This window comes from Accumulibacter sp., from assembly GCF_029255145.1.
In the GTDB taxonomy this organism is placed as follows: Bacteria; Pseudomonadota; Gammaproteobacteria; order Burkholderiales; family Rhodocyclaceae; genus Accumulibacter.
In genome coordinates this window covers 43,620-53,738 of record NZ_JAPUVQ010000139.1, presented here as the reverse complement: position 1 = coordinate 53,738, position 10,119 = coordinate 43,620, and the positions used below count along the sequence as shown (strand labels likewise).

Below are 10,119 nucleotides of genomic sequence, written 5' to 3'. Positions count from 1 at the left end.
GTAGCAGATAGGCCGTCTGGCGGTCAGCGACGATAAAGTTTGACATGCGACGACTCGATGGTTCGAAGAGGCATGATTATATCATATATGGATCTGGCGCCGGGAAAGTCCGACAGGCTGCTAGGGCGCTCTAAATCGCTTGCCACTGAGTCGCTCCGCTCGCAATCTTCGTGCCCTCATACCAGACGCCTTTGTCCTTGTGCATGGACTCGACAAGTTCTTGCGGCGTGGAGACAACCCACTCCTTTCTATTCTTCGTTGGCCAGTAGCGCCACGTTTCCTTGGGCGCCTTCTTGCCACCGTAGCCGAAGGATAGCCACCAGCGCTGCCGTGGATCCTGATCTCGGCTCATGGTGCGTCTCCCATCCTGTCGCGGTTGACCATGCAGATGGCAGTCGCCGAGAGACTCTGGGTTGCCCAAACGACTGGATGTATTCGGGGCGGCTGTGTCGGAGAACCGAGTTTCGCTGCCGGGAAATCCCTTCCATGCCTGGCCAGGCAGTGCTGTCCAACTCCCGCCGAGCGCGCCATTCGGAGTTCTACCCGGGTGATCCCCGCGGCTCGATGAAAGTTCAAGCTCAGTCATTCTCTCGCAGCCAGCGCACAACCTCGTCGGCATTTCGATCCGGCGGAAAGACCGGGTAGAACGCCTTTGCGATTCCCCCATTGTTGGCAATCAGCGTTACCCGTTTGAACAGGTTCATTCCCGCCACCTCGAAGCTCGGTAACCCGAGCACCGTCGCCAGTCGCAGCGCGCTGTCGCTGAGCAGTTCGAACGGCAAGTGCAAGCGATCGCGCACTTCGCGCTGATATTCGGTGGTCTGAGAGCTTAGCCCGAAGATACCGGTACCCAGCGCTGCAAGTTCGTCGAAGTGGTCGCGAAAACCGCAGGCCTGCGGCGTGCAGCCGCGCGCGCCCGGGATCCCGTCCCAGCCGTCAGGCAAGGCGACGCCCGGCCGCCCGGTCATCGGATAGACATAGACCACCCACCGGCCGCGCAGCCCGGCCAGGTTGACCGACGAACCATCGGTGCTCTGCAGGACCAGATCGGGCAGAGCACAACCCGTCAGGTGTGCTGCCGCACCGTCGTCGATCGGCGCCGGCAAGTCGTTTGGCAGCGGAAAGAAGTCCTGAGCCATGCGGATCCCCCATTGGTCGAATGCTAGTGTACTTCGCGCCGGCGTCAGGGGCCCGCCGGTGCCGGAGCGGCCCTCGGCCACAGGACCATCTGTGTACACCGGAACAAGGCCAGGCGGCGACCGTCTTCGCTGCTCACTTCGGCATCCCAGACCTGCGTCGTGCGACCGCAGTGCACCGCCGTAGCTTCGCACAGCAACAGCCCTTCGGTCAGCGTTCCGAAAAAATTGGTCTTCAACTCGATGGTCGTGAAACCCTCGGCGCCGACCGGCAGATGCGCAAAGGTCGCGTAACCGGCGGCGGTGTCGGCCAGGGCAACGACCGTCGCGGCGTGCAGAAAGCCGTTCGGCGCCAGCATCTCGGGGCGGATCAGCAGGCTGGCGCGCAGCCGGCCGGCTTCGATGGCCAGCACTTCCATCCCCAGCCAGCCAGGCAGATGCCCCGGTGAGAGGGCGTTGAGCCAGTCGGTATTGGCCTCCGGCCGTAGCGCGTACTGGCTCATGCGTCGGCAACCGCGCGGCCGATCACCAGCCGCTGGATGTCGTTGGCGCCCTCGTAGATCTGACAGACGCGCACGTCGCGGTAGATCCGCTCGACCGGGAAGTCGCTGACGTAGCCGTAGCCGCCGAGAATCTGGATGGCATCCGAACAGACTTTTTCGGCCATTTCGGAGGCGAACATCTTGGCCATCGACGCCTCCTTGAGGCAAGGCTTGCCGGCGTCCTTGAAGGTTGCAGCACGCCAGACCAGCAGCCGCGCGGCGTCGATCTGGGTGGCCATGTCGGCGAGGCGGAAACTCACCGCCTGATGTTCGATGATCGGCTTGCCGAAGGTTTCGCGGTCCTTGGCGTACTGCACTGCCACTTCGAAGGCGGCGCGCGCCATGCCGACCGATTGCGCGGCGATGCCGATCCGGCCGGCTTCGAGGTTCGACAGGGCGATCCGGTAGCCATCGCCTTCGCTGCCGAGCAGGCACGACGCCGGAATGCGACAGTTCTCGAACAGGATCTGCGCGGTATCGGAGGCGCGCTGGCCCATCTTCTCTTCGATGCGGGCGACGATGTAGCCGGGCGTGTCGGTCGGCACCAGGAAGCACGAGATGCCCTTCTTGCCGGCGGCCTTGTCGGTGACCGCGAAAACGATCGCCACCTGCCCGTACTTGCCGGTGGTGATGAACTGCTTGACGCCGTTGAGGACGAAATGATCGCCATCGCGGTCGGCGCGGGTGGTAATCGCCGCGGCGTCGGAGCCGGTATGCGGCTCGGTGAGGCAAAAGCAGCCGAGCATTTCGCCACGGGCCAGCGGCTTCAGCCAGGTTTCCTTCTGCTCGTCGGTGCCGTACTTCATGGTGATCCCGCAGGCCAGCGAGTTCTGGACGCTGACAATCGTCGAAGTGGCGCCGTCGCCAGCGGCGATTTCCTCGATCACCAGCACCAGCGACATGTAGTCCATGCCGGCGCCACCCCATTGTTCGGGAACGACCATCCCGAGCGCGCCGAGTTCGCCAAGCTCGCGCAGCGCGTCGGCCGGGAAGGTGTGGTTGCGGTCCCACTCGCCGGCGAAGGGCGCCAGACGCTCCTGCGCGAAATCGCGCAGCGAGTCACGAATCATTTCCTGTTCCTGAGTCAAGATCATGCGGTGTTCTCCTTGCGGTAGGTAGCGGCGGCCAGTCGCGCGCCAGCTCGATTGGTGATGAAAACGCCGGTGATCACCAGCGCGCCGCCGGCCAGCACCGCGACATCGAGCCGCTCGCCGAGCACCAGGGCACCGAGAATGACGGCGCTGACCGGCACCAGATTGATGAATGCCGCCGAGCGTGTCGCGCCGATGCGCTGCACGGCTTCGGCGTACCAGGTGAAAGCCAGCGCCGTGCCAAACAATCCGAGGAAGACGATCGCACTCCAGCCACGCCAGGTGGTTGCCGCCATCGCGAACAGCGAACCCTGCAGCAGCGCCGCCAGGGTCAGCATCAACCAGCCAGTGACGCTGGCGCCGAAGGTCATCGCCAGCGGCGACAGCGAGCGCGTGCCCCGCCGCCCGACGAAGGTGTAGATCGCCCACAGCGCGGCACAGCCGACGATCAGCCATTCGCCAAGGCCGACCTCGCCGGCGAATAGCCGGTAGGGGTCGCCGTTGGTGACCACCAGCACGCAGCCGAAGGCCGCCAGACCGATCCCGCCGGCCTTGCCCGGCGACATCGGCGCATTGAACAGCAGCCAGTCGCTGGCGGCAATCAGCGCCGGCGTCAGCGCCACGACCAGTGCGCCGCGGCCGGCCTGGATCATGGTCATGCCGTAAAGAAAGCAGACGTTGTAGAAGAAAATCCCGCTGGCGCCCAGCGCGGCGAGCGTCAGCCACTCGTCGAGCGACCATCGCGGCCAGCCTTCACGGACCACCAGCAGCGTTCCGAGAACCAGCGCCGCGAGCAGGAAACGCCAGCTGGCGACAGCCAGCGGCGACGCTTCGCTGACCGCCACACGCGCCGCGATCCAGGTCGCTCCCCAGAGCAAGGCGGTCGCCAGCAGCTTGGCGTAGGTCGCCGGTGAGGCGACCGCAGCCTCCGACACGGCCGGCAAGGACGCCGCCACTCAGGACTCGAGCGCTTCCAGCGCGGCTAGGTAGCTCGGCAGCAGGTCTTCGGTGCGGTGTACGGTGAACCCCAGGTCGCGCATCAGGCCATCCGCCAGGCCGTAGATCCAGCCGTGCACGGTCAGCGGCTGACCGCGCTGCCAGGCATCCTGAATGACAAAGGTCTGGCAGACGTTGGCCACCTGTTCGAGGACGTTGAGCTCGCACAGGCGATCGTGGCGCCGCTCCGGCGGCAGGCAATCGACCTGCGCCAGATGCTTGTCGTGCACGTCGCGCACGTGCCGCAGCCAGATATCGACCAGCCCCACCCGGTCACGATTGAGCGCTGCCTTGACGCCACCGCAGCCGTAGTGCCCGACGACCATGACGTGTCTGACCTTGAGCGCATCGACCGCAAACTGGATCACCGACAGGCAGTTGAGATCGGTATGGACGACGACATTGGCGACGTTGCGATGAACGAAGATCTCGCCTGGCAGCAGACCAACGATCTCGTTGGCCGGCACCCGCGAATCCGAGCAGCCGATCCACAGGTATTCCGGCGTCTGCAGTTGCGACAACCTGCGGAAATACTCCGGGTCGCCCTCCTGCATGCGACCCGACCAGGCGCGGTTGAAGTCGAAGAGATGAAACAGGTTCTCGTTGGCGACCTCTTCCTCGGACCAGTTCTCCAGGTCGAGAGCGAGAAACATGGTTCCTTCCAGCGGTGTCTGGTAGTAGGCCGGCGCTTCCTTGAAGCCCAGTTCGCGGTACAGCTTCACCGCCACGCGCATTGCCGGCAGGGTGTCCAGGAGCAGCTTCCGATAACCGATTTCCTTGGCCGCCTTGATCGCCGCCAGAGCCAGATCGCGACCCAGTTCGAAGCCGCGGTGCTTGGGTTCGACGTACAGCCGCTTCATCTCGCACAAACCCGCCGAGAAGGGTCGAAGGCCGACACAACCGGCCGGCTGGCCGTTGCGCTCGGCGTAGAACAGGCGGCCGGCCGGCGCTGCGTAGGCGCCGGGCAGCGAAGCCATCTCTTCTTCAAACCCCTGGAATGACAGGTCGACGCCCAGCCAGGCTGCGTAGTTGCGAAAGAACTGACGAACGTGTTCGAGGGCTTTCGTGTCGTCAACGCCGAGGGTGTGCAAAGTGGCGGTCATGATCATCCCAAGAAAAGAGTCACAAAATGAGTTGGTGGCCTGTATATGGCGCGCAGTCGGAACCGGGCCGCCGCGACGCCGCGTCCAGTTTAGGGCGCTTTACAGGGTGTCGGTAAATAGTTCGCGGCCGATCAGCATGCGGCGGATTTCGGAGGTTCCGGCGCCGATCTCGTAAAGCTTGGCGTCGCGCCACAGGCGGCCCGCCGGATACTCGTTGATGTAGCCATTGCCGCCGAGCGTCTGGATCGCCTCGCCGGCCATCCAGGTGGCCTTTTCGGCGGCGTAGAGAATCGCGCCGGCAGCGTCCTTGCGCGTCGTCTCGCCGCGATCGCAGGCCTGACCGACGGCATAGACGTAGGCGCGGCAAACGTTGAAGGTGGTGTACATGTCTGCGACCTTGCCCTGCATCAACTGAAATTCGCCGATCGACTGGCCAAACTGCTGGCGATCGTGCAGGTAGGGCAGCGTCAGGTCCATTGCCGCGGCCATGATCCCCAGTGGGCCGCCGGCGAGGACCGCACGCTCGTAGTCGAGGCCGCTCATCAGCACGCGAACGCCGCCGTTGAGCTGGCCGAGGACATTCTCCGCCGGCACTTCGCAGTCGTCGAAGAACAGTGGGTAGGTGTTCGACCCACGCATTCCCAGCTTGTCGAGCTTGGAACCGCAGGAGAAGCCCTTCATTCCTTTCTCGACGATCAGCGCGCTGATTCCTCTGGCGCCGGCGGCGATGTCGGTCTTGGCATAGACCACCAGAACATCGGCGTCTCCGCCGTTGGTGATCCACATCTTGCCCCCGTTGAGGACGAAGCGGTCGCCTCTGGGTTCGGCGCGCAGCTTCATGCTGACGACGTCCGAACCGGCGTTGGCTTCGGACATCGCCAGCGCGCCGACGTGCTCGCCGGAGATCAGCCTGGGCAGGTATTTCTCGCGCTGGGCGGCGTTGCCGTTACGGCGAATCTGATTGACGCAGAGGTTCGAGTGCGCACCGTAGGACAGCGCGACGCTCGCCGAAGCGCGCGAAATCTCCTCCATGGCGACGATGTGCGCGAGATAGCCGAGGCCGGTGCCACCATACTCCTCTTCGACGGTCATCCCGAGCAAGCCCATGTCGCCGAACTTCTTCCACAGATCGGCGGGGAACAGGTTGTCGCGGTCGATGGCTTCGGCACGCGGTGCGATCTCGTCGGCGGCAAAGCTGCGAACGCTCTCGCGCAGCATGTCGATGGTTTCGCCATGGGCAAAACCGAGGCTCGGATATTCCATCTCTCTCGCTCCTTGGGTGGGGTCTAGCGCGGATGTTCGTGCTTGCCGTGTACGGCCATGATCGTCTGCTGCATCAGCGCACACAGTATCTTCCGGCCGTGGTGCACCGCAAACACCTCGGCCCGCGTGACGATCAGCGTCCGTCCGTAGCGGACCACCGAACCCTCGGCGATCAGCAACTGGCCGTCAGCCGGCGCCAGCAGGTTGAGCTTGTACTCGACGGTCAACACGCCGGTCTCGGCCGTGGTCAGCGTACTGGCGGCGAAGCCGGCCGCCGAATCGGCGATCATGCCGACCACCCCGCCATGGATGTAGCCGTGCTGCTGCGTGATTTCCGGCGCATGCGGCAGGTGGATCTCGGTGTAGCCAGGCTCGATCACCGGCATGCTGGCGCCAATCAGCCGCATCGCCGGCTGGCGCTCGAAGCTGGCGCGGACGCGTTCGGCAAAATCGGGATCCTGGACTCTGTGCATGGCCACCATTTAAATTGACGTTGACGTAAACGTCAACTATTTTTGCCGGCCCGATAACGCGACCTCGTCCGCGTTCGCCGCTTGACTTGCGGCGCGCGCCGACAACAGCTCCCGGCATTGCTGTTCAAACTCGCAGACGTCCTTCAATACCGCTTCGATGTCCTCGCGCTGCTGCAACAGCGCCGCCTTGCGCTGTTGCAGGCCGTTGAGGAACTCGGTCAATTGGGTGTTCTGGTCGCGTGCCGTGTCGTACATCCCGATCAGGTAGGCGATCTCGGCCAGGCTGAAGCCGAGCCGCTTGCCACGCAGAGCGAGCTTCAGGCGCGTCCGGTCGCGGCGCGTGAAGACGCGGGTTCGCCCTTCGCGGCGCGGCGACAGCAGGCCCTGATCCTCGTAGAAACGTATCGTCCGCGGCGTGATCTGGAACTCGCGCGCCAGATCGGAAATGCTGAAGGTTGTGCTTTGCTGTTCCACGGCGGCGCTGTCCGGAAGCGGATGAGGTGTATCCGTGTAGAATGCTTCGCTGCAGAGGCCGGCAATAGCCACCCCCCTGCGCCGGCAAGTTAATAGATTTCAGACGTTTTTACAATCCATCGAAGAATGCTGCCCGACTACCCGTTTGCTGCCCCGCCCGCCGCCGGAGAGACCTTCGAGGTCGCTCCCGGCATCCACTGGCTGCGCATGCCGCTGCCCTTTGCGCTGAACCACATCAACCTCTGGCTGCTCGAGGACGACGCCGGCTGGACCATCGTCGACACCGGTTTTGCCCTCGATACGGTCAAGGAGTGCTGGCAGAAAATCCTTTCGCGGCTGGCGACGACCGCGCACGGCGGGCGCATCTCGCGGATCATCGTCACCCATTTCCACCCCGACCATCTCGGTCTTGCGGCCTGGCTGCAGGAACAGACCGGCGCGCCGGTGCACATGACGCTCGGCGAGTACCTGACGGCGCACGCCGTCTGGCACGAAGTCGGCGGCCATGGCAATCAGCCGATGCTTCGGCAGTTTCGCGCGCACGGCCTCGACGCCGAGCGCTGTACGGCGCTCGAACGCCGCAGCGGTGGCTACAACCGCGGCGTACCGACGCTGCCGACCACTTACCAGCGCCTGTTTGCCGGCGACGAGCTGACCATTGGCGAGCATCGTTGGCGCGTCCGCGTCGGCTTCGGCCACTCACCCGAACACGCCGCGCTGTACAGCCCCGACCTCGGGGTGCTGATTTCCGGCGACATGCTGCTGCCCAAGATTTCGACCAACATCAGCGTCTTTGCGGTCACTCCGATGGCCGATTCACTGGCCGACTTCCTGCATTCGATCGACCGCTACCGTGAACTGCCTCTCGAAACGCTGGTGCTGCCTTCGCATGGCCTGCCCTTCCACGGTATCGAGCAACGGGTCAATGCCCTGCACGCGCACCACGACGAGCGCTTGCTGGTTCTCGAAGAAGCGTGCGTCAGTCCGCGCAGCGCCGCAGAGTTGCTGATCACCCTCTTCCCCAGGGATCTCGACACGCATCAGACGATGTTCGCCATGGGCGAAGCGATCGCCCATCTCAACCGGCTCGAACACGCCGGCCGGCTGCGGCGTATCGAGGACCAGCACGGCCTGATCCGCTTTGTCAGCATGCGGGGCACCGCCGGGGCACCCGGCACTGGCGGCCGGTGATGGTCTCGCCGGCGCGGGAGGTTGGGCTGAAACGGTCGCTGCCCGAGCCCGCGGAGCTGGCCAACAGCTACGTCGAGGTCGCGCAGCGCGCCTCACGGCTGCTGCGTCAGCACATCAAGAAGACGGCCAGGAAAGGCATCTGGTTTCCCAGCGACGAACTCGAGGGCGCCAGGGCCTTCATGGATCTCTCGGCGCGGCTATTGGCCAGCCCCTACCGCCTGGCGCAGGCACAGATGGCGATGATGCGCGACCATTTCCGGCTGTGGCAGCAGACCACCCTGCGACTGATGGGCGTTCCCTGCGCCGCGGTGGCCAGCCCCGACCAGAGCGACCAGCGCTTCACCGACGAGGCCTGGGAGGAGAACTTCCTGTTCGACTTCATCAAGCAGTCCTACCTGATCAGCGCTCGCCACCTGCACCAGACCGTGGCCAGGGCGGAAGGACTCGACGACGCGACGCAGCGCAGGGTGAATCAGCTCACCCGCCAGTGCATCGACGCCCTCTCGCCGACCAACTTCGCGCTGACCAACCCGGAAGTGCTGCGCGAAACCGCCAGGAGCAAGGGCAAGAACTTGCTCAAGGGCCTGAAGAACCTGCTCAAGGACCTGGAAAGCGGCGACGGCAAGCCGCGCGCGCCGATTGCCGGGAGCAGCGCTTTCCGCCTCGGCAAGGACCTGGCGGCGACGCCGGGCAAGGTGGTCTTCCAGAACGAGCTGCTGCAGTTGATCCAGTACCAGCCGGCAGGCACCCACCAGTGCCGGAAACCCTTGCTGATCGTTCCTCCGTGGATCAACAAGTACTACCTGCTTGACCTGCGCGAGGACAATTCCTTCGTCAAGTGGATTACCAGGCAGGGCTTCACGACCTTCATCATCAGCTGGGCGAACACCAACCAGCAGCTGTCGCACAAGAGCTTCGAAGACTACCTGGTCGAGGGAACGCTGGCGGCGATCGACGCTGTCGAACAGGCAACCGGCGAGAAGAAGATCGATCTCCTCGCCTACTGCCTCGGCGGCACGCTGTTGGTCGCCACCCTCGCCTGGATGGCCGCCCGGCGCGACCAGCGTGCGGCGTCGGCGACCTTCCTGACCACCCTGATCGACTTTTCGGAGCCCGGCGAACTGGCCGAACCCGGCGCCCTTGCCAGCCAGCACCGCGACCTCGGCGCCACCGGGCCGCTGGCCGCCAACGGCGACCCCGACAGTCGGGCAGCCGCGGCCACTTCGACGATGCTGCACGCCAACGACCTGATCTGGTCTTTCGTGGTCAACCAGTACCTGCTCGGCAAGGATCCCTTCCCGAGCGAACTGCTGTTCTGGAACGCCGACGCGACGCGCACGCCGGCGACGCTGCAGCGCTTCTTCGTGGACAACTTCTACCGGGCCAACCGGCTGGTGCAGAAAGGCGGCATCGCCCTGGCCGGCGTAGACATCGACGTCTCCCGGATCAGCCTGCCGTGCTACTTCCTGGCGACCATCGAAGACCATATTTCGCCGTGGAAGAGCTGCTACCGCGGTGCCCACCTGCCGCGTGGGCCAGCCCGGTTTGTTCTCGGCGGCTCCGGCCACATCGGCGGCGTCGTCAATCCGCCGTCAGCCGGGCGCCATGACTACTGGACCAGCGAAGCCCTCCCCGAGAACGCCGACGACTTCCTGAGCAACGCCGTTCGCCATCCCGGGTCATGGTGGGACGACTGGCTGCAATGGCTGCTGGCGCAGCCCGACGGCAACACCCTGGTCGGCGCGCGGCACCCCGGTGACCACGCGCTCAAGGTCATTGAGGATGCCCCGGGCGGCTACGTCACCGACCGCCCCGACCCGCCGGCGGCGACGCCGACGGCCAGGCGCTGA

The 10,119-nt window shown here is 64.8% G+C and carries 11 protein-coding genes; 2 read left to right on the top strand and 9 right to left on the bottom strand.

Translation table 11 applies throughout. The features are described 5' to 3' along the window. Positions 1 to 130 precede the first annotated feature (130 nt). The 9 genes from Q1L50_RS17180 to Q1L50_RS17140 all read right to left on the bottom strand — a co-directional run bounded on the left by Q1L50_RS17180 (position 131) and on the right by Q1L50_RS17140 (position 7,078). Positions 131 to 352, bottom strand: coding sequence for a hypothetical protein (locus Q1L50_RS17180; RefSeq protein ID WP_300341114.1), 222 nt, complete (start codon positions 350 to 352; stop codon positions 131 to 133). A 226-nt stretch (positions 353 to 578) separates the two neighbouring features. Further along, positions 579 to 1,139, bottom strand: a complete 561-nt coding sequence (locus Q1L50_RS17175) for a peroxiredoxin (protein WP_300341111.1) — start codon at positions 1,137 to 1,139, stop codon at positions 579 to 581. Between the two features lie 44 nt (positions 1,140 to 1,183). Continuing rightward, the gene (locus Q1L50_RS17170) at positions 1,184 to 1,639 is read right to left on the bottom strand and encodes a PaaI family thioesterase (protein WP_300341108.1); all 456 of its coding nucleotides are present in this window, start codon (positions 1,637 to 1,639) and stop codon (positions 1,184 to 1,186) included. Then, positions 1,636 to 2,772 carry an acyl-CoA dehydrogenase gene (locus tag Q1L50_RS17165; RefSeq protein WP_300341105.1) on the bottom strand — a complete coding sequence of 379 codons (1,137 nt, stop codon included), beginning with the start codon at positions 2,770 to 2,772 and terminating at the stop codon, positions 1,636 to 1,638. Before Q1L50_RS17165 ends, Q1L50_RS17170 begins: the two co-directional genes overlap by 4 nt. Beyond that, the gene (locus Q1L50_RS17160; protein WP_300341103.1) at positions 2,769 to 3,725 is read right to left on the bottom strand and encodes a DMT family transporter; all 957 of its coding nucleotides are present in this window, start codon (positions 3,723 to 3,725) and stop codon (positions 2,769 to 2,771) included. Before Q1L50_RS17160 ends, Q1L50_RS17165 begins: the two co-directional genes overlap by 4 nt. Then, positions 3,726 to 4,868, bottom strand: a complete 1,143-nt coding sequence (gene can / locus Q1L50_RS17155; protein WP_300341100.1) for a carbonate dehydratase — start codon at positions 4,866 to 4,868, stop codon at positions 3,726 to 3,728. 99 nt (positions 4,869 to 4,967) lie between these two features. Next, positions 4,968 to 6,131 carry an isovaleryl-CoA dehydrogenase gene (locus Q1L50_RS17150; RefSeq protein WP_300341098.1) on the bottom strand — a complete coding sequence of 388 codons (1,164 nt, stop codon included), beginning with the start codon at positions 6,129 to 6,131 and terminating at the stop codon, positions 4,968 to 4,970. Positions 6,132 to 6,154: 23 nt separating this feature from the next. Beyond that, the gene (locus tag Q1L50_RS17145; protein ID WP_300341095.1) at positions 6,155 to 6,604 is read right to left on the bottom strand and encodes a PaaI family thioesterase; all 450 of its coding nucleotides are present in this window, start codon (positions 6,602 to 6,604) and stop codon (positions 6,155 to 6,157) included. A 36-nt stretch (positions 6,605 to 6,640) separates the two neighbouring features. Next, the gene (locus tag Q1L50_RS17140) at positions 6,641 to 7,078 is read right to left on the bottom strand and encodes a MerR family DNA-binding transcriptional regulator (RefSeq protein WP_300341092.1); all 438 of its coding nucleotides are present in this window, start codon (positions 7,076 to 7,078) and stop codon (positions 6,641 to 6,643) included. Positions 7,079 to 7,204: 126 nt separating this feature from the next. Between Q1L50_RS17140 and Q1L50_RS17135 the strand changes: the two genes are divergently transcribed. Together Q1L50_RS17135 and phaC are read left to right on the top strand one after the other, a co-directional pair. Beyond that, positions 7,205 to 8,269, top strand: a complete 1,065-nt coding sequence (locus Q1L50_RS17135) for an MBL fold metallo-hydrolase (protein ID WP_300341089.1) — start codon at positions 7,205 to 7,207, stop codon at positions 8,267 to 8,269. Next, the gene (gene phaC / locus Q1L50_RS17130; RefSeq protein ID WP_300341085.1) at positions 8,269 to 10,119 is read left to right on the top strand and encodes a class I poly(R)-hydroxyalkanoic acid synthase; all 1,851 of its coding nucleotides are present in this window, start codon (positions 8,269 to 8,271) and stop codon (positions 10,117 to 10,119) included. The genes Q1L50_RS17135 and phaC overlap by 1 nt, the downstream gene beginning before the upstream one ends.